At 67.1% G+C, this 18,394-nt stretch carries 17 protein-coding genes; 10 read left to right on the top strand and 7 right to left on the bottom strand.

Annotated features, from left to right (window positions below):
- Positions 1 to 151: 151 nt before the first annotated feature.
- A complete protein-coding gene (locus ACFWPX_RS33475) occupies positions 152 to 1,870 on the top strand; it encodes a hypothetical protein (RefSeq protein ID WP_378932182.1) in 1,719 nt (572 codons plus the stop codon).
- Between the two features lie 84 nt (positions 1,871 to 1,954).
- Here ACFWPX_RS33475 and ACFWPX_RS33470 read toward each other — a convergent pair whose 3' ends face one another.
- Together ACFWPX_RS33470 and ACFWPX_RS33465 are read right to left on the bottom strand one after the other, a co-directional pair.
- Positions 1,955 to 2,809, bottom strand: coding sequence for a ParB/RepB/Spo0J family partition protein (locus ACFWPX_RS33470; protein WP_378932180.1), 855 nt, complete (start codon positions 2,807 to 2,809; stop codon positions 1,955 to 1,957).
- Positions 2,809 to 3,504 carry a ParA family protein gene (locus ACFWPX_RS33465; protein WP_301908291.1) on the bottom strand — a complete coding sequence of 232 codons (696 nt, stop codon included), beginning with the start codon at positions 3,502 to 3,504 and terminating at the stop codon, positions 2,809 to 2,811. The genes ACFWPX_RS33470 and ACFWPX_RS33465 overlap by 1 nt, the downstream gene beginning before the upstream one ends.
- Before the next feature lie 253 nt (positions 3,505 to 3,757).
- On the opposite strand from ACFWPX_RS33465, the gene ACFWPX_RS33460 reads away from it, so the two are divergent.
- The 4 genes from ACFWPX_RS33460 to ACFWPX_RS33445 all read left to right on the top strand — a co-directional run bounded on the left by ACFWPX_RS33460 (position 3,758) and on the right by ACFWPX_RS33445 (position 8,497).
- A complete protein-coding gene (locus tag ACFWPX_RS33460) occupies positions 3,758 to 4,009 on the top strand; it encodes a hypothetical protein (RefSeq protein WP_378932178.1) in 252 nt (83 codons plus the stop codon).
- Positions 4,009 to 5,814 carry a hypothetical protein gene (locus ACFWPX_RS33455; RefSeq protein WP_378932176.1) on the top strand — a complete coding sequence of 602 codons (1,806 nt, stop codon included), beginning with the start codon at positions 4,009 to 4,011 and terminating at the stop codon, positions 5,812 to 5,814. The genes ACFWPX_RS33460 and ACFWPX_RS33455 overlap by 1 nt, the downstream gene beginning before the upstream one ends.
- A 309-nt stretch (positions 5,815 to 6,123) precedes the next feature.
- Positions 6,124 to 6,621 (top strand): hypothetical protein, encoded by a 498-nt coding sequence (locus ACFWPX_RS33450; protein ID WP_378932174.1) that lies wholly within the window; start codon positions 6,124 to 6,126, stop codon positions 6,619 to 6,621.
- A 7-nt stretch (positions 6,622 to 6,628) separates the two neighbouring features.
- Positions 6,629 to 8,497 carry a relaxase/mobilization nuclease domain-containing protein gene (locus ACFWPX_RS33445; protein WP_378932171.1) on the top strand — a complete coding sequence of 623 codons (1,869 nt, stop codon included), beginning with the start codon at positions 6,629 to 6,631 and terminating at the stop codon, positions 8,495 to 8,497.
- A 70-nt stretch (positions 8,498 to 8,567) separates the two neighbouring features.
- Here ACFWPX_RS33445 and ACFWPX_RS33440 read toward each other — a convergent pair whose 3' ends face one another.
- From ACFWPX_RS33440 to ACFWPX_RS33430, 3 genes are all read right to left on the bottom strand, one after another.
- The gene (locus ACFWPX_RS33440; protein WP_378932169.1) at positions 8,568 to 9,062 is read right to left on the bottom strand and encodes a hypothetical protein; all 495 of its coding nucleotides are present in this window, start codon (positions 9,060 to 9,062) and stop codon (positions 8,568 to 8,570) included.
- A 231-nt stretch (positions 9,063 to 9,293) separates the two neighbouring features.
- Complete coding sequence (mobF, locus tag ACFWPX_RS33435) at positions 9,294 to 14,060, bottom strand: MobF family relaxase (protein ID WP_378932167.1); 4,767 nt, start codon at positions 14,058 to 14,060, stop codon at positions 9,294 to 9,296.
- Positions 14,061 to 14,314: 254 nt separating this feature from the next.
- Positions 14,315 to 14,800 (bottom strand): hypothetical protein, encoded by a 486-nt coding sequence (locus ACFWPX_RS33430; RefSeq protein ID WP_378932165.1) that lies wholly within the window; start codon positions 14,798 to 14,800, stop codon positions 14,315 to 14,317.
- Positions 14,801 to 15,107: 307 nt separating this feature from the next.
- Here ACFWPX_RS33430 and ACFWPX_RS33425 point away from each other — a divergent pair, with 307 nt between their 5' ends.
- Positions 15,108 to 15,431, top strand: a complete 324-nt coding sequence (locus ACFWPX_RS33425; RefSeq protein ID WP_378932163.1) for a hypothetical protein — start codon at positions 15,108 to 15,110, stop codon at positions 15,429 to 15,431.
- A 19-nt stretch (positions 15,432 to 15,450) separates the two neighbouring features.
- Here the strand turns inward: ACFWPX_RS33425 and ACFWPX_RS33420 are convergent, their stop codons facing one another.
- Positions 15,451 to 15,612 carry a hypothetical protein gene (locus ACFWPX_RS33420; RefSeq protein WP_378932160.1) on the bottom strand — a complete coding sequence of 54 codons (162 nt, stop codon included), beginning with the start codon at positions 15,610 to 15,612 and terminating at the stop codon, positions 15,451 to 15,453.
- Between the two features lie 31 nt (positions 15,613 to 15,643).
- On the opposite strand from ACFWPX_RS33420, the gene ACFWPX_RS33415 reads away from it, so the two are divergent.
- Positions 15,644 to 15,868 carry a hypothetical protein gene (locus ACFWPX_RS33415; protein WP_378932158.1) on the top strand — a complete coding sequence of 75 codons (225 nt, stop codon included), beginning with the start codon at positions 15,644 to 15,646 and terminating at the stop codon, positions 15,866 to 15,868.
- Between the two features lie 32 nt (positions 15,869 to 15,900).
- On the opposite strand, the gene ACFWPX_RS33410 is transcribed toward ACFWPX_RS33415, so the two are convergent.
- Positions 15,901 to 16,362: a hypothetical protein gene (locus ACFWPX_RS33410; protein ID WP_378932156.1), complete on the bottom strand. Its 462-nt coding sequence runs from the start codon at positions 16,360 to 16,362 to the stop codon at positions 15,901 to 15,903.
- A 113-nt stretch (positions 16,363 to 16,475) separates the two neighbouring features.
- Between ACFWPX_RS33410 and ACFWPX_RS33405 the strand changes: the two genes are divergently transcribed.
- The 3 genes from ACFWPX_RS33405 (at position 16,476) to ACFWPX_RS33395 (ending at position 18,361) form a co-directional block, all read left to right on the top strand.
- Positions 16,476 to 16,673: a hypothetical protein gene (locus ACFWPX_RS33405; RefSeq protein ID WP_378932154.1), complete on the top strand. Its 198-nt coding sequence runs from the start codon at positions 16,476 to 16,478 to the stop codon at positions 16,671 to 16,673.
- 759 nt (positions 16,674 to 17,432) lie between these two features.
- Positions 17,433 to 17,735 carry a hypothetical protein gene (locus ACFWPX_RS33400; RefSeq protein ID WP_378932152.1) on the top strand — a complete coding sequence of 101 codons (303 nt, stop codon included), beginning with the start codon at positions 17,433 to 17,435 and terminating at the stop codon, positions 17,733 to 17,735.
- The gene (locus tag ACFWPX_RS33395; RefSeq protein WP_378932150.1) at positions 17,732 to 18,361 is read left to right on the top strand and encodes an RNA polymerase sigma factor; all 630 of its coding nucleotides are present in this window, start codon (positions 17,732 to 17,734) and stop codon (positions 18,359 to 18,361) included. Before ACFWPX_RS33400 ends, ACFWPX_RS33395 begins: the two co-directional genes overlap by 4 nt.
- Positions 18,362 to 18,394: the final 33 nt, after the last annotated feature.

Genomic DNA, 18,394 nt, shown 5'->3' with positions numbered 1-18,394 from the left:
ACGCCCACACAAACTTGTGTGTGGACACGGCTTTGTTGCACAACAAAGCCTTCGCACCCATCCTGACCAGCACAAACCGAAAACGTCACAACACGGCCATTCAGCGCGAACTGCGCCTACCCGCGCCATGCTTGGCGCCCTAGAGCGCGTCATGTACCGCGGCCAATGGCTGCTCATCGACGCTGACAACCGCAAGGTCCGCACTGTCCGCTCGCTTGACGCGTTGCGCAACGGTCTCGCGACCGGTGCCGCTGTCACCGCGGCCGCGCGGGTCGTCGACGGCGTCCACGGCGCCGATATCGACGCCGAAGACCCCGTGATCGGCGATGCCGTAGCCGAAGCTCTCGTCGCCTGGTGCGTCAAACACGCTCTGCCGTACCTTGTTCGGGAAAGCGGGCGGCCCGGCGGTCGACACGTGATCACCGCCATCACACACCACCGCGTCAATCCCGCCGAGTGGCACACGCTGTGCGTGGAGCTCGCCGAGGCGTTCGGGGTTGTCGTAGATGACCGCACCGACAAGGCATTGCGGCTGCTCACCGCGCCGCACAGACTCGGGCGCTCCAGTCGTGTCATTAGCTGCACCCTGTCCCCCGGCGACGTCGTTGATGCTCGAAACCTCTACGACGGCATCCCTTCCGCAGCCCGCACTGGTTCACGGCGGCCTAAGCCTGCTCGTTTCGCGCGTGGCGTGTCAGGACGATCGCGATCCGAAGCAGAATTCCGGGTCGCGATGGTCCTGGCACGCCGCGGCTACACGATGGACGAGGCATGGACTGAGCTGCACCATCAGCTCAACGAGAACGCCAAGGCCTTCGGGCAAGGTCGTGACTGGTGGGAGCGCTACGTCTGGCTCATCGCGATGACTAAAGCCGCTGCCGAGCAAGGTCTTTCACCCACCCAAGCGTGGGCTCTCGTCGAGCGCGACCGACTTAGCGCCTGCGGGCAGAAGTGGTGGGACGAGCTTTGGTCGCTCTCGAAGGACGAAGCCGCCGCCGATCGCCCCCGTGCAGTCCGGCTGGTAGGGGAGCTGTCGCCTACCGCGCTCGATAGCGCCGATCCCGGCGACGCCGATGCGATGCGACGCGGCCTGCACCATGCCGTCGGCGCAACCCTGAGCGGCGTTGATCCGCGCCGCCGACACAGTGTCCTGGTTGTCCTCTGCGCCCTCGTGCCGGCACTCCTGACGCGAGATGGGTCGATGAGCATGCGTCAGATCGCCGAGCGCGGCCACGTGTACACGAGCACCGTGCAGACAGCGATCGCCACGGCCGTCGAGTACGGGCTTCTCACCGTTGTACGCCGCTACCCCGGAGGCGCCCGAGCTTGCCAAACGTATGCGCTAGGACCAACTGCCGCGCGCCACATCAGGGAAGCCGAGAGTTCTCCGCACACTAGCTGTAGCACCCCCGCCCCCCTCGGCCGCAGCTCCCCCTCCCAGCTCTCCGCGCTCCACACAGCCGAGCGTGCGGCCTGGACACCCCGCAGCGACGTTCTGAGTTCTGTAGCTCTGGGAGAACGCCTCGCTACTAGCACCCACCCCATTGCGAAGAACCTGCGCTCCCAGTGGGTTCAGAAGCAATGGTGGACCTCGCTCACCGCCGAGCAGCAGGCTGACCGTATCCGGTTGCGGCGCACTCACCTGGGGCAGCTACACCCATCTCTGCGGCGGACGTGGTTCACCTGGCTCGATGAGCGCGCCGGAATCATAGAGGCCGCCACAACTTTCATCGCCTCGGCGCCCGAGCCAGCACCAGAGGCGGCTGCGGTGCTCGCGGCCGCCCCGGTCACACTGCACCGCGGCCTGCGAGCACTCGAGCCGAACTACCAGCCTGGCACGCACGACGTCCAGCTCGTGTTGGCCGCATGAGCTGGACATCGTGCACAGGTGCAGACTCGGACGACATGAGAGGCTCTCGCGGGAATTAACCGCGGTTAATTTACTGACTCAGATCTATCCGCCGACCTTCTTCAGCTCCGCGATCAGTACCGCGATCCCGGCTGTGTCCAGGTGCTCAGCCAGCGCTGCGGCGAGCGTAGGCGCCGGGGCGTCCCATCGTCTGAAGGTCTTGGCGATCTGGGTGCTGGACAGCGCGGGACGGCGGTCCGGTTTCGGCGTCTGATCCCGGGTCCCTTCCTTGTTGACTGCAGCTTGCCATCGCTCGACCTGTTGCTCCATCGGCACCTGGGCCAGATTGCGAGCTACCCGGATCGCGATGTCCCCGCCACGCAGTGCCTGCTGGATTTCTGGCGCGAGCTTCAGCAGCGCGCGCCGCTGGGAAACCCAGGCCGGTGTCTTGCCGAGTTCTTCGGCAGCCTTGATCGCCGATCCCGCATCGGTCACGAGCTGCTCGACTGCCCGCGCCTCTTCGAGAACGTCGAGGTTCTCGCGTTCAACGTTCTCGCGGATCGCCGCAGCTCGCAGGGCAGCACGGCTGGTCGCGATTTCGTCCTTGACGACGACGTCCATCGTCGTACGGCCATAGGTTTTGCAGGCGACCAGCCGCCGGCACCCGTTGATGACGACGATCGACGCGTCACCAAGCGTGTTCTCGTCCTCCGGGAACAGCTTGAGGTAGGCCGCCCTGCTCACGCCAAGGCCGGGCTGCAGCTGCATCTCGGCGATGGAGGCGAGGTCATCGACGTTCAGCGCGCCTTCGCGCGGGTTCTGCGGATTGGCGACCAGTTTGGTCAGCGGCGTCGACAGCGGGTGCCGGGCGAGGCCAGCCGCGGGCTGTCCGTCGATGACCGAGTTCGTGCCAACAGCTCCGGCAAGTTCGGCAAAGTTGGTGCGTCCACCCCGGGCCATCAACGACCGCCTGCCTTGAGCTCGAGCGCCAGTCGCTGGAAGTCCTGGCGAGCTTCCATGCTCACGCGGTTCTTCGGGTATTCGGTGACGACCAGGCCCTCGGCGGCCGCGCGGGTGTGGACCTTGTAGTGCCGGACGACGGTGTTGGCCAGGGGCCAGCCGTTTGCGCGGACGAATTCCTTGGTCTGGTCGAGATCTGTTGTGCCGTCTCGGGGATCCCAGTTGTTGATCACGACGAGGAAGTCGAGGCCGCGTGGTTTGACGATGCGCTCAATGGTCCTGGCGGTGGGATCGAAGCCCAGCACTTCAGGTTCGATCGGGACGAGAACGTGGTTGGCGACATCGAGCGCGGCCTCCAGGGCTTTGCCGGCGGCGCCGTCGCCGAGGTCGTTGGTGTCGGTGCCGATCCAGCCCGGGGTGTCGACGAAGACGTGCTCGATGCCGGCGAGGTTCCCCATCGAGCGCAGGCCCTCGATGTCGTCGTGTGCCTGGATGATGTGGAACGGCAGGGCCGCTACTCGGTCGGCCCACCAGACTGCCGAGCCTTGCGGGTCGATGCTGACCGCGGCGACCGGCGACATATCGTCGGGGGAGCCAGTGGACAGGACGTCGGCGGTGGTGGCGGCAAGGTTGACGGTCAGGGTGGACTTCCCGATCCCGCCCTTTTGATTGAGTATGAGCTCGACATGGCCCATGGTCGTACCTCCGTGTGCTTCGCCCAGATGCTGGTGGGCTACTTCGGATCTCGGTGGGGGAGCGGCGCAGCTGTTAGGCGGCGCGGCTGAGGCGATCCTATAGCTGTCCCGTGCGTCGAAGCCCGACACGCGGCAAGGGTGCGCCACTTCGTACGTGGGAGAGCCGGTGTCGGCTTCAGACAATTAACCGCGGTTAATTCAGACATACATGCATGCTGTACATGTATGTGTTGCATACATGCTAGAATGTGCTATGTCCGATCCGACCGAATCCGCGAAGATTGCCCTGCCGCCCCGTCGTAGCCGCCGTGGGCCCACGAAGCGACCGTTCTCGACACAGCTGCAGGCGACCACGATGGCGCGACTGGACTGGATCGTCCGTCAGGGATACGCGCTCACCGACATCACCGACGCGGCAATCACCGCATACCTCGACGCCGCCGGTGTACCGCGACCAGACGCGGACGGCCACATGCCCGACTCCAGCCCAGAAGGTGACCGCTGATGTTCCGTCAAACCACCACAACCTCGCCCAACGAGTACGACGAGTTGGTGGCCGGCGCGCTGCCGGACCGGGTCCAAACAGCGCGTGAGCGGCTCGAGCACCAGTACGACCCGGCGCTGCTCGAAGCCCTCTCGGAACGCGAGCTGGCCCAGGATCGTGAGCTGGCCGAGTTGGTGCGCGAGCATCAGCGCACCGAGCAGCGCGCGCGCATCCGCGCGGCCGCTGACGCCGCCGAGCGTGTGCGCGAGACAGCGAAGTCGCTGGCGGATCGCGAAGCGGTCGATCTGCTGCGTGCGGCGCAGGCGGTGGGGGAGCAGCGCCACAGCAGCAGCCCCCACGCCAAGGTCGCCCGACTGCACAAGCGCAAACCGCGCGTGCTGGCCCTGCTCGTCGGTGTGGTGGCATTTTCGATGCTGTTCTCCGCGGTCACCGTGCAGCAGAACATCGCGCCCGGGCTCGATGTGGCCAACCCGATGTTCTGGTTGTCCTACGGCCTGGAGGCGCTCATCTCCGCGGTGCTGGTCGCGCTGATGCTCTCGACGAGCGACACCTCCGAATGGGACGTCATCGACCAGAGCAAGCTGCGCCAGGTCTACCTCGTCGAGGCCGCGCTGCTGCTGGCCTCGATCGGGCTCAACACCTTCCCCTACGTCCGCGCCGGCGACGTGTACGGCTTCGGTATCCACGCCATCGCGCCGGTGATGATCGGCGTCGCGCTCATCACCCACCGTTTGGTCGCCGAGCGCTACGGCAAGGCGATCGAAGCGGCTACCGCCGCGATCCCCGATCACGAAGATCTCCAGGCTCGTCTCGTGGCGCTGACTCAGGTCGGTGATGCCGGGAACCGGATCGTGCCCGCCATCCTCGCCCCGCCTGCTACGGAGCACGAACGCCCCGCTGCTACACAGCAGGCGCTCGACGCAGCGCAGCACCCGGCGCCGGACGTACAGCACGAGCACGCCGCTGCTCCGCGCAGCAGCGCAGCACCCGTAGCAACGACTGCTTCGCAGCAGCCAGTGCATGATGAGCAGAGCAGTCCAGCTACCGATGCGGAGCACAGCCCCGTTTCCGACGAGGTAGTCACCGAGGAAGACATCGACCCGGCGACCGCCGTGCTTCCCGTGCACTACATCGCGCAGCAGGCTGCTGCAGAGCACTCGACTGCTGAGCAATCCGCGACCGCGCAGCCAGCCGACGCCAAGCCCGCCGTCGAGGTCCCGGTGGTCTTCGAGGCCACAGAGGACGCTCCCGTCCCGAGCGATGTCGAGCACGAAACCGAAGCCGTCGGTGGGACCCTGTCGGCGGTCGGCATCGAGGTTGCCGAGTCCGTCGCGGTACGTAGCACCGATGCGGCGCAGCCCGCGCAGCAGCTCGCTGCGCAGCATCCAGCAACTGCTCCTCTTCGCTCTGCAGAGCAGCGCAGCACCAGCGCGGAGCAGACCGTGGAGCACGAGCGCAGCACCCCGGCTGATGCCGAGCCGTTGGCGCAGCAGGTGCGCAGCAGCGCCCCGCCTGTGGAGCAGACACCCGCTGCTGTGCAGCACTCCGCAGAGCAGACCGAGTCGGGCGTGCTGACGGCGGAGGTATGGGAGTTGGCCCGCGAGGTGAAGGACGCGACGCAGTCGCGGTCCGAGGTCGAGCGCATCGCCCAGGCGTTGGCCCACCACGATGCAACCGGCTCACCCAGCCGCGTCGCTCGCGATCTGGGCATGGGCTTCAAGACGGTCGACAAATGGGTGGGCGCCGCGACCGAGATCCGTCGTGCGCACGGTGGCGCTCGCGTCATCCACCTGCACAACAGCTGAGTTCCGAACACAACTTCGGAAAAGAGACAGGGCCCTGGCGGCGCATATCCGCCAGGGCCCTGTCGTGTGCAGACCTTACGTGACCGACCCGCCGAGACTTCGCGGTCCACGTGCTGGGCGGCCGCGAGCGAGTGTCGCCATGCTGGAAATTCGGGCGGTGCGGTCTACGTTGCGTACGCTCCACGCTCGCTGACGCTCCGGTACGGTCATGGGCAGAATTGAGTGGAGCGAGCTAGTATTTAGGTGACCTAAGATCGGTCACCCCACCCGTCCGGGTGGTCGCTGCGCTGGGCTGTGAGGGAGGCTGCGATGGCAGGGGAGTCGCCGAATCGGCGGGCGGGGGTGCGCCGCCAGCGACAGGCGAATGTGCCCGGAGGGCGACCGCACAAGCACATCGTGAAGCTCTCCGATGCCGAGCACGAAGACCTCACGCGCCGTGCTGTCGAGGCGGGTGTGTCGGTGCCGCGGCTGCTGGTGGAGTCGGCGCGGGACTCGGGCAAGGTCGAGGCCGGCCGCGCGTTCGCGGCGATGCGGCTGCTGGAGTTGGACGATCAGATTCGGCGGATCGGCGCGAACGTGAACCAGCAGACGAGGCATATGCACCAGGTGGGTGGGGAGCTCGCGCCGGATCTGGTGGCCGCGCACCTGGACGCGTTGCACGCGGTGGTGCGTGCGTGTTTGAGCGTGGACGCGACCGCGCGGTGGGTGATGGGCAAGGCTCCGGCGGTGACCGAGAAGTCGGTGAGCGTCGAGCAGGACCTGGCCGTGAGCGAGGAGTGGGCGGCCGCGGTCGACGGCGAAGGGTGAGCAGCCGATGATGCCGAACGTGGTCAAGGGCTCGGATATGGGCGGGCTGCTGCGCTACCTCGCGGGCCCGGGTCGGGCCAACGAGCACACGAACCCGACTGTGGTCGCGGGCGACATCGTGACCATGGCCGTGTACGGCGGCCGGATCGACGTCTCGCGCGCGACCGAGCTGGCGAAACTGCTCGACTCACCGCGGCAAACGGTGCTGCGGGGGGAGCCGGTGTTGGTCACCAACTACCGCGAAGCGCGCGCGAAGATCGCCGAAGGCGTGCCGCGCAAGGAAGCGTTCGAGGCGGCGACGCGCGATCAGAACGTCTGGCACTGCAGCCTGGCGTTGGACCCGAAGGAAGGGCAGCTCGACACCGCGAAGTGGGGCGAGATCGCGCGCCGGTTCATGGAGGAGATGGACTTCGTCGACCGCACCGACGGCGCCCCGGATGTTCGGTGGACCGCGATCCATCACGGTCTGACCAAGAACAAGGGCGACCACATCCACATCGCGATGGCGGTAGTTCGTCCGGACGGATCGTTGGCCGACGTGCGCCGCGACCATCCGCGGTCACAGGCCGCGACCGCGACGATCGAGCGGGAGTTCGGGCTGAAGGTGCTCGCCTCGCGCGAGGACCGTGCCACCGAGCAGGCGACTCGGCCGGACGAGCGCGGCCGCGCCGAACGAGTCGGCGCGCCGGAGACTGATCGCGAAGCGCTGCACCGCCGGGTGCGCGCGGTCGCGACCGCGACCGAGTCCGAGGCAGAGTTCGTGCGCGAACTGCGTGAGGTCGGGATGGTGCTGCGGCCGCGGTTCGCGAAGGGCGGCACCGACGAGGTCGTCGGGTACGCGATCCGGATGCCCGCGCAGAAGAACCAGAAGACCGGCTCGTGGGAGAAGGCGATCTGGTACGGCGGTGGTCAGCTCGCCAAGGATCTCACCCTGAACTCGCTGCGCGGGTGGACCGGATGGGACGCCTCCGACGACGCGCGCACGGCAGCTGTCGCGGAGTGGTCGCGGCCGCCAACCACACGCGGCGGTCGCGCGATCGGGCCGAACGTGATGAGCGAGCAGGACGCGATCCGTCAGCTCGGCCGGTGGAGCCAATACATGAGCACCATCCCGGCCAGCGATCGTGATGCGTGGGCGAAAGCCGCGTCGCAGACCGCCGGCCTTTTCGCCGCGGCGAGTGTGCGCACCGAAACCAAGCCCGGTCCGCTGGATTCGGTGTCACGCCAGCTCGCCCGCGCCGGGCAGCTGCCCGCGCATCGGCGCCGACCGCAGCAGGTTCACGGACAGGGGATGCGAGCAGTGGCGCGGATGCTGTGGTCGATGCAGTCCGACGCGGCGAGCAAGGTCGCGCTGGCGGTCGCGTTGACCGAGTGCCTGCTCGCGATCATGGACATGCTCGCCGAGCGTGACCGCGCCCAGGCCGCGAAGATGCTCGCCTCGCACGCGCACCGGTCGCTGACCCAGGTCCACATGCGCGCGGCCGGGATCGACCCGACGCGACAGATCGTGCCGGTCACCGAGGTCGGTTCCCCGCCGTGGGCAGCCGCCCGGCGGTCGCTGGCGGTCATCAACCGGGAGGACTACCAGGCCGTCGAGGACGAGGTCTCGACGTCGACCCAGGGTTGGCAAGCCAAGCGGATCTCGTTCCAGGGCCGCCCCGGCACGCTTCAGGTCGACGAATTCGGTCACGTGGTCGGCGAGAACAAGCCATGGTCGGCGAACAAGACCGCGCGGGCAGCTGGGCCGTTGACCCCACCCTCGGGTGCTGGGAAGTCCGGGCCGACGCTGCCGAAGCCAGGATCGGCGCCGTACCCGGGTTATGACCCCTACGGCCATGGTCGTGGGCGAGGCCGCGATCAGGGGCCGGGCCGCTAGACCGGCAATCGGTACGACGAACGACAGCGGTGGCCACCCGAGATAGGTGGCCACCGCTGCCATTTCGTGGCTATCCGCGGATCACGATTTCGATGGAGTCGACACCGACACCGTAGGTTTCCGCGAGTCCGGCCTTGGCTTGGGCGATCGTGAGCGCGGTCGATACGGCGGTTTCATTGCGTTCGAGCTTGTGGAATTCCACTCCGTCGAGGTTGATCCCGAGGGATGCGAGGGTGGTGTAGCGGACGGGGTTACGGTCGCCGGTCCACGCATCGGCCTGGCTGATACGCGCGAATTCGCTGAACTCGATCTTCCAGCGGCCCTCGACGCCGACCTCGGTGGCCGGAGTGATGCGGGAGATCCGGCCGACGAGGAAGGCGCTGCCGTGCGGTTCGCTGCCGTCGGCGTACTCCTCGTAGTTGTGGGCGTTCTGGGTGCACACGAGCCACTCGCACTTCCTGGCGCGGGAGGGGTCGAGCTTCCATGCCTGCGAACCACCCTCGCTGAGGATCTTCTCGGAGCTCTTGGCGGTGAACACGACCACGGTGTTTTCGGTTTCGCTCATGGAACTATAGTAGCAAATATCCTGAAAGTATCAAGGTTTTTATTTCGAAACTATATAAAACCCTTGATACCAGGGGTTTTATCGTTCGGCAACGGGCCATCGTCAGCCGAGAGAGGCGGATCGGTGCGCTGAACGGTGGTGGCGTTGGTCAACGGGCTGCCGCACCCGCACGCGGGCTTGCCACAGGGTTTGGGAGGCAAGCCCGCGTCAGCGGGTGCGGCAGTACTTCGGTCAGATCCCCAGGTCGTGTCCGTGGTCGCGGGTGGGTTCGTGGAGGTTTCGGTACTTCAGTTCTGGCTCGATCGAGCGATCCGGGTTCGAGCGGGTGTTGCCGTACGCGATCTGCGCCACCCTGATTGCTTCGCCGGGGCCGTCGAAGTACCGGCGCGCCTGGTCTTCGTGTTCTCGGGCAAGGTCGGTCAGGCCGCTGCGGCGGCGGTGTTCGGTGACGACGGCGTTGAGCCCGTAGCGCAGTTTCGCGGTCTCTTCGGCCTGGCGGCTGGCACGCTCGGCCTGCTGGTCGTCGAGGTTGCGGGCGCGGTCGAGATCGACCCGGCGCTGCTCGACGTTGTCGGCGTGGGCGAGGATATCGGGCCACCCGATTCGGGGTCCGAGGCTGTGGGCCTCGGCCATGATGGCTTGCTGCTGCCGTCGGCGGTAGGCGAGTTCGCGTTCCAGCTCCGCGATCTCGCCTCGGTGCTCGGTGATCGCGGCGGTGCGCTCGCGGCGGGCCTTGCCGTCCCACCGGGAGATCTCGCGTTCCTCGAGTGTTCGGATGGTTCGTTCGTGGGCCGCGAGGGCGTCGGCGGCCGCACGGCGGTGTTGCTCGACGACGGCCAGGTCGTCGAGGGCGGCGCGGATCTGGGCGGCGCGGGCATCGAGCTCGGCGTGGGCGGCCTGCTGTTTGTCGAGCTGGCTCCCGCCCTGTGCGGCGGCGAGTTCGGCGGGTGCGGTGTGGCGTTGCCGGTCGAGGATGTTGCGCAGCGAGCTCAGTTGCCGGTCGAGGTCGATATCGGACATGCGGCGTGCCGGGTCGGCCCGCATGATCTCGATCAGATCGGGCACCGGATCGGCCGGTGCCGGTGGTGGTAGCTCGTCGAGGTCGTCGGCCAGGCGCCAGCGCAGCGCGGCCGCGGGCTGCTCGGCCGGAAGGGGCCGGGCGGCAACCGCGGCGCGGGTGGCGTCGTCGATGTCACGACCGGCGTCGGCGGCGCGGGAAAGTTCTTCGGCCAGGACCGGCCACACCGGGTCGTCGGTCAAGCCGGACACTCCGAGCTCCTGGGCCAGGGGTGCCCAGCGGCGGACATTGGTGTCGGAGTCGCCGAGCAGCGCGGTGACCTCACGGTCGAACTTGGCTTGAAGCTCGCGTTCGGCGCGGGCGGGTACCGCGGGCCCGGTGGGTCGACGGTCATGGTCGGGAACGCTGTGGGCAGCGCGCCAGGTCGCGACCCATCCGACCAATCGTGAGCTGTTGGTAAGCGGCTGAGCCCACAACGGGACCTGGTCGGTCGGCAGGTGAGGCCAATCGCGGACCGCCGATTGGATCTGGCGGTCCAGGATGCGGATCTGCTCGGCGCGGGCCCGCAGGTGCGGACCGAACTCGGCGTCCTCGCGCAGCTGGTTCGGAATGGCGGGCAGCCACGGCAACGGCGCCGCCGTGCCGATGCCGGCGGAATGGGCGCCGGTCGGGTCGATACGCCAATCGAGCACCGCGGCCGGGTCGGCGGCGGTGTCGAGTTCGCGGAAGTTGATCGCGTCGGTGAGTGCACTGATCGGGTCGCGGCGGCCGTGAAGGGCGATGGTGGCCAGGTGCTGACGCAGGACCGGCCACGCCTCAGCAGTGGTCAGGCCCGGCAGCAGGTTCTCGGCGGCGGTATCGAGGGCGGCGAGTTGGGTGGGGCCGTAGCGGGTTTCGGCGGCGACGCCGAGCGCGTCGAGGTAGGAATCGACCGCACCGGCGAGCTGGCGGCGCGGGTCGTGGGCGTCGGCTTCGGCGGTGGCGGCCGAGACCTGGGTGCCGTCACGGCCCAGGACGCGGGTGAGGATGTCGAGCGCGGTCGGTGGGCGGACCGACTCGTAGTCGTAGAGGTTGGGTTCGTCGCCGGTGTTGGTGGACAGCCAGATTCGGTTGCTGGCGCGGCCTCGGGTGAGCGCCACGTAGAGCTGGGGGCAGCTTTCGCGGCCGGTGAGCACGCCGTGGCAGGTGTCGACGGTCATGCCCTGGGCGGAGTCGATGGTGGTGGCGTAGCCGAGCTGGGTGTGGGCGGCGACGTAGTCGGCGGGCAGGGTGACCCGGCGTCCGGATCCGAGATGGGTGGCGGTGATCGCGCCGTCGTCGTGGACCGTGCGGACCTGCCAGCGGTACCCGTTGCGCACGTAGTCGGTCTTGGAGATCCGCAGCTTGTAGTTGTTGACGCGCGTGGCGATGATGTCGCCGGTGCTCGCCGAGTGTCCGTCGGCGAGCACCGTTTCGGTTTCGGTGCCGGTTTCGGTGCCGGTGCCGGGGTCGGTTGCGGCGCGGGCGAGGCGGTCGGCGCGGGCGCGGCCGTTGAGCTCGCTGACCAGTTCCCTGGTCGGGGCCAGCAGCGCGGAATCGAGTCCGGCGTCGATGTCGGCGGCCCACGCCAGGTACGCCTGTTCGGTGACCGAATCCAGGCTGCCGATCCGGATGCGATCCTGGTCGGTGTAATAGGCCAGACCTGCCGGGTCGCCTTCGCGCACAGCGAGACTCGCGGCCCGCTCCCCCGGATCGCTGAACCGCATGACTCGTGTGAGGTTGGCCGATCCGGCGTAGGCGACGATGTCGCGGATCACGCCACCGGCCGCGACCGAGGACAGCTGCCGGTCGTCGCCGATCGCGCGGATACTCGCGCCGCGTTCGAGCAGCCACGACACTGCCGTGTCCAGGCTCAGGGTCGCCGATTTCGCGGCCTCGTCGAGGATGACCAGCGTGCGCGGCCCGATGTCGGTCAGCCAGGCCGGTGGTTGCACCAGTTCCCCGGCCTCGAGGTAGCGGGCCAGGGTGACCAGCATGTCGACCGTGCCCGCCTCGGTGCCGATCTCCTCGGCCAGGACCGCGGCCGCCGACGCGGTCGGCGCCATCCCGACCACGGTGCCGCCCTGACCTTGCCACGCCTGGGCGAGGACCCGCATCGCGGTTGTCTTGCCCGTGCCTGCCGGTGCCAGACCGACTTGCAGGCGCGCCCCGCTGGTGGCGAAGGTGCGCACCATCGCGGCCTGGCCGACCGTGAGCCCTTGGCCTTTGTTGTTGGCGGCGTGGGCGATGATCGCGGTGTCGACATCGGCCACGGTGATGCGGTGTCCGTCATGGCGTAATCCGGCGTCGACGAGACGGGCTTCGGCGGCGATGATCTGCGGCGAGGTGTAGAGAGTGGAGCGGGCGGTGGTGTAGACGCTGGTGCCGTCGCTGCGCGAAAGTTCGGGTGCCGTCGGGGCCAGGTCATGGACACCACGAGGGACCGAGACCGGCTCCGTCAACGCCGTTTCGGTGACCGCGCTGACGGCGATGGCCCACTGGTCAGGGGCGATGCGGCCGCGGACCTGGCGCTCGACTTCGGCGCGGATGTGGTGGTGCTGCCAGGTCGCACGGGTTTGCGACACGACCGTTACCGCCTGCTCGGCGGTGTGCTGAATCCAGTCGCTGGTGATCTGTTCGCGGTCGGGGATCTGCTGCGACAACGCGGTGTTCACCATCTGCTCGACCGCGGTGTCGCTGCCCAGGATCGCGACCGCGTCCGCTTGCCAGGCTGCGCGTTGCTCGGCCTGGCTGCGGGCGGCGTGCTTGCTGCGGCGCGTGGACAGCGTTGCTTGCTGGGAGAGGTCGACCAGCTCCAGCGCGGTCGGCTCGCGCCCGTGGTCTTGCTCGAACTTCGTGGCGAGCGTGGCGGTGGCCTTGCGGATGGCATGGCCGCGCTTGGACCACTCCTGCGCGAGCTCGGCATCGACACCGACGACCTCACGCACCGGGCGCTTCCCGGCAGGGTCGCCACGGTCGGCGAAGACCAAGCCCAGCGACGCCTCGAGGTGCGATTCGAGGCGGGTGTTGTACATCTCCGAGCAGGTGACGTTGTAGCGGTAGATCATCCGCCCGTCGATCGCGCCCCACTTTCCGTCGGCGCGGAGCACGTTGTTGGAGACCACGAGGTGGGTGTGTAGGTCCGGATCACCGGCGCGGGAATCGCGGTGGTCGAAGGCGGTGGCGATCAGGCCGGCGACTTCGACCTGGCGCACGCTGTGGCGCCCGACGCGCGTGTAGAGGACCTCGGATTCGATGTAGGAGATGACGTCTCGGATCGCCGCGTGGTGGGCGGTCTCGATCTGCTCGGCGACCTCACGTGAGGCCACCGCCCACAGCGCCGACACCGACTTCACCGGCGAGAAGGTCAAGTCAAAACCGGCGACCGCGGTCTTCGACGGCCGCGAGGCGCGGGCGATCCAGCCGGACAGCTCGCGTGAGTTCAACGGTGCGCGGCCGACGTCGTCGGTGAACATGCGCAGTGCGACTTCGGTGCGGACGCGACGGCGTTCCTCGGCCGGGACTGCCGCGCGGGGATCGCGGCCGTGCGCGGTGTTCCAGTCGGTGAGTTCCTTGGCGCATTCGTGGCGGTAGCTGCCCGGCGCGGTTGTGTACCTGCTGTAGGGGCGACCCAACTGAGCCTGCTTGAGCGCGTACCGGATCGCGTCTTTGCCCTTCGCGCCGAGCGCGACCTGCTCGGCGATCGCGGCGTCGATGATCGCATCGGCGTTGGGGTGCAGGCCTTCGCCGAGCAGGGCTCGCATCTGTGATTCGGTGACCTGGTCGCCCTCGTCGATGCCGAGCGCGGCCAGGCCGGCGCCGAGCCACACACCCGGCGACTCACCCTTTTCGGAGTAGTAGTCGTTGATCCCGGTGGTGCCGCGCTCGTTCGCGTCGTGGGTGGCAATCACGCGCGTGTAGTACTCGAAGCCTTCGCCCGCAGACAATTTCGCCAGTGACATCACCCCACCCACGGTAAGCACGCCACCGACCGATCAGGCCCACCTCGGACGCTATGTGTGGGATAGCTCGATCACGTCGCCGTGTCTACCTTCGGATTCCGTCGAACCGGCGCCGGATTCCCCTCTTCCATCAGGGGTTCGCGGTGTGAGGACCGCATTCGCCGCTACTGGTTCTACCGGGGATCTGTGACGTCGCCGATCGGTGATCCTTGTCACCTGAGATCCGAAGTTGTTCGTATCGCCGAATTTTGACGTCATGATCTTGGTTGCCTGGACGGCAGGGCTGTCTCGCCGCGAACACCGAGTTCGGTGCGCATCGCGGCATGCAACGCGCGGCGGAGCGGCGACCCGGCGGCCAGCTCCCGTTCGAAGACTTCGCTATCGCGCTCTTCGGCCGCCTTCGCTAGATCCCACAGCTGTGCCTGCACGGCGTCCGCGGCTGCTGAAACACTGGCACTGGCGGTGATCTGCAGTGTGTGGAATGCGCGATTGAAGTCGGTCGACTCCGACGGGGCGAATGCTTCGATCAGTGTGGCGGGCGTGGCGGCTTCGTTGCACTCGTTCCGGAATACGAGGATTCGATCACGCAGCGCGGTATAGGCCGAGAGATAGTCGACGAACGACTCGCGAACCTCTTGCCGGAACTTCTCGTCAGCAGCGGATTCCAGCTGTCGTTGGGACGCGAGACGTTGATTACGGCTGGTCAACGAGCTAGTGGTGATGCCTCCGACGGTACTCACAACCACACCTGACAAGGTGCCGAACACTGCAATCCACGCGGGTTCCACGAGGTCATGGTAGGTCAGTCGCAGCCAATCCTGGCGTGTCAGTCGAGCTCCTATACCCGCAGATGCGTGAAGGCCAAAGGCATCCTGCCAGTGACATCTTCGTGCTCGATGGCGTTGCCGAGCAGCCACGGCTGGGGCAGTACGTGGTGTCGGGTTCTCGCTCAGGAACTTCCGAAGCCAACGTTCTGTTATGCGCACGTTACCTTCAGAGCATGAGGTGTGAACGATTTTTGATGTTGTGTGCTCACGTGGTTTGTGGGTGAGGGATACGGTGGGCGCGTTTCGGTTGGTGCGAGGGGTGGAGGTGGTGGCGATGGTGGGGCGCTATCGGTGTGATCGGTGTTCGGTCGGCTGGCACGACAGTCCGTCATGCCCGAATTCGCCGGGCGCGCGGTTCGCGCCGACCCTGGGCGAGGTGCAGCGTCAGGTCCACGCGCTCAACCGTGTCGGCAGCCCAGCCGATCGCGACCGCCACCGACGCCTGTCCGGGCCACTGCCGGAGATCCCACCACCGATCGGGTTTCGGTGGTGGTGGATCCCGGTCGGGTTCGTGGTGTTCGTCGCGCTGGTGATCCTGATCTAGTCAGGCGCGCCGGGTGCCCCTACTTGTAGTTGATGCTGGTGATTCGGTGGCGGTCGTCGGCGACCTCACGGGTGCGGATGACGTAGGCGATCTTCTCGACCGTGGTGTCGTCGGGCCACTGCTGGCGCAGGGTCACGTCCCACACCGAAGTGTCGGTGGCGGAGCCGCGGGTGATGTGCACGCAGTAGCGCACTCCCTGGGGCAATCCGGCGTTGCCGGTGGCGAGCGCGGCCTCGTTGCCGGCGCTCGCTCCCCCACCGGCCTCCGCCGACGTCGAAACGGTTCTGCGGATACTCGCCCTCGCTCCTGTCGCCTTCAAGCGCGGCGAGCGGCCCGCCGCCGTGCTCGCGCGCATCCTGACCGCGGTCGAGATCTCCTCCGAGGGCGGCGAACTCGTCCCGCACCGGCCGGTCGCCGAGGTCGACGACCGCTATTGACTCGCTGATCTAGCGGATATCCGACACCGACATCAGCCGATGGCGGGAAGGGTCGTCCGCAGTGCACGAATCTGCTGGGCCCACTGCTCCCAGGTCTGATCGTCCGGTTTGCGGGCGTCGATATCGACGGCGCCGGCGGCTGCGGCTACCGACTGGGGTGAAGGCGTTGCGGCAACGAATTGGAACGGCTGCGCCCACTCGATCAGGCGCACAGGGTCGAGCAGTTCGTTCGCGTCGTCTTCGGTGCTCGGGTGTGCGATGGCTTCGACGTTGATCTGGGGTTCAGCGAGTTCTTCGACATCGAAGTAGTGGAAGATCCCGGTGACGTCCGCGACCAACGTGCAGCCGTCCGGCCCATCGAAGTTGAGCTGATCGCCATTGCGAGGTAGGAACCGCGCGGTGATCTCCAGACAGATCTCGTCATCGACGAACAGCGGTGCGTTCGGTCGGATGGTGAGGGTGTAGCGGGGCAGGTGGCTACCGTCTGTGGTCACCGCGCCAGTATCGCGCCGAGCTACCGGTCGCCGGAGCGCAATGGCGCACCGTTGGTGACTGTCTCGCGGTAGATGTTTGAGTCGCTGCACCCCAATTTTCTAATGTCCGCAGCATGTCCTTGATTCCAGATCTCGCCGGTCTTTCGCCTGGCGAGATCATCACCGCCGTCGGCACGGTGTGGTTCGTGTTCGACGGCGTTCCGCGACTGCTGGCCGGGCTTGTCGTCAACTTCAGCGACGACCCGCGCCGTCGCGCCGACCAGCTCAAGTTGCTGGCAGCGACCCGGCGCCGATGGTGGTGGTCACGATGAACTTCACGGGCGTGACAAGCTCACGCAAGCATCACCAGGAACTCCAGGCTGTGAGCATCGGGAGAGGCGGTCATCCAGCCATCATGGTGGCGATGAGCGCTGCGCGAGACCGAAACCGGTTCATGGTCGCCTGCGACATCTACGGCACGGGCATGCCGACCTCATCGGGCGTCTTGTCAGTCCGGCCGAGTCAGCTTGCCAACGGCAACCGCACCGTCGATCGCTACGGCGTCCGGCCATCACTACCGGAACCCGCCCGTCAAGGGGGGTATAGGCATGGGTATCGCATGAATCACACTGCCGCAGCGGGTCTGAATGCCCGCGGGCCGGTAACGGGGCGACTCGGTAGCAACCGAGCAAATCCCGAAGATGGACACAATTCGCCCAGTCCGGGGGGGTGGAGACGCATCAAGTGAGCGCCTCTTTGGCCCACCGCCCTGGACTTTTCCTTGGCCGGGAAGGGGCGGCGGGCCTATCAAGAGACAACGGAGTCGACCGTCCTAAAAGTGCGGACACAAAAACGTTGTCGAAGGTTAAGAGTCAAGTCGCGCGCGTTCGGACCCCTTTTTGTGAGAGTCGCCACTTTTTCGGGTCTACCTCGGTGAATTGCTGAAAGTCCTTGCGCGATACCGGCTCATCCCATGACTTGGTCGGTGGCGGGGGCCGGGGTAGAGATGACTCTGTCAGCCGTCTCCCAGGACCTTGGCCGGGAATGGGAACGGGCACTTGCTATATCAAGAGACACAACGGAGAACATCCATGTCCTTCACTCTGCCCCTCCCGGGGGTTCCGTTGGACCCGCGCTACTTCCAGACGTGTCGGCGCCAGCGCCTCACCGGCTACGGGGTCGCCGCCGGTTCGTTCGTCGTCGCCTTCACCGACGGCATCGTCCAGACCGGCTCGACCACTGTGGTGCTCGCGGCCGCCGGTTTCCTGCTCCTCGATGCCGGCCGCTCGGTGGGCAAGGAGGTGCGCAGCCACTGGAACGACTGGAAGCGCGCCCGCGTCACCCTGCACCGCAACGACGCCACGGGCTCCACCCAGTTGGACGCCCGGGAGTGACGCCGACGGAGACGGCCGCGCAGTTCGCCGATTTCTACCGGGCGAACTACGCGGTCCTCTACCGCCACATCCAGAAGAAGATCACCAGTGACGGACTGTGGCGGTTGCGCGCGAGCGACGTCGAGGACGTCGTCGCCCTGACGATGGAGCAGATGCTGCAGCGTTGGGAGACGATCGACTCGCCGGCCAGCTACATGTTCCAGACGGGATCCCGTCTGGCATACCGGTTTCACCGCGGCCTGGCCGACCAAGGTGAACTCACCGAACACTCCGAACGTGAGGAGAACAACCCCGACACGTACTCGACCCGCCTGAGCACGGCGCTCTCACTGAATCCCGAGACCGACCCGGTCCGGGCCGCGGTGGGAATCGAATTCCTGGCCGTCGCGACGAGCAGCATGACGATGGCCGAGAAGCAGGTCTTCATGCGTCGGATCGCCGGCTACCCCAACGCGGTGATCGCCGAAGAGCTCAAAGCGACCCCGAAGGCCGTGCAGCACCGCTACGACCGGGCTAAGAGCAAGGCTCTGCACAGTCTGCAACGAGCGGAGTTCCTCAGCCCGGACTTCGGACACGACTTCCCGTCATCTGCCGCGCAGCCGAACCCGATCGACTGGGCAATCTGACCCGGTGACAGTCCCCCAGCAGTTCGCCGCAGG

Origin of the sequence: Nocardia sp. NPDC058518, from assembly GCF_042719655.1 — a bacterium.
Classification (GTDB): domain Bacteria; phylum Actinomycetota; class Actinomycetes; order Mycobacteriales; family Mycobacteriaceae; genus Nocardia.
This window is presented reverse-complemented; position numbering and strand designations above follow the sequence as displayed.